The sequence below is a fragment of the Bifidobacterium sp. UBA744 genome (assembly GCA_002298605.1).
In the GTDB taxonomy this organism is placed as follows: Bacteria; Actinomycetota; Actinomycetes; order Actinomycetales; family Bifidobacteriaceae; genus Bifidobacterium.
In genome coordinates, this window is the sequence record DBKS01000008.1 from 5,829 (window position 1) to 6,060 (window position 232).

A 232-nucleotide genomic window follows, 5' to 3' on the forward strand; every position below is an offset into this window, starting at 1 on the left:
CACTGTGCCGCAAGAAAAACGCAACATAACCAAGGAGCGATATGGATATTGAACTGGGCATTCAGCATGTAACCCGTCCGGTGAATTTCAGCACCAACGCCGGCGCCGACGAAGTGGGGGCGGCCATTGCGGGCGCCATACAAAACGGCACGACCATCAACCTGACTGACGACAAGGGCCGCCGCATCATCGTCCCGGCGACTGCGCTCGGCTATGCCATCATCGGTTCGGA

General features: G+C 58.6%; 1 protein-coding gene. It reads left to right on the plus strand.

Annotated elements, in window-relative coordinates:
- Positions 1–41: 41 nt before the first annotated feature.
- Positions 42–232: DUF3107 domain-containing protein (locus tag B2994_RS00490; protein ID WP_291526459.1), on the plus strand; the 191-nt coding region annotated here is incomplete at its 3' end.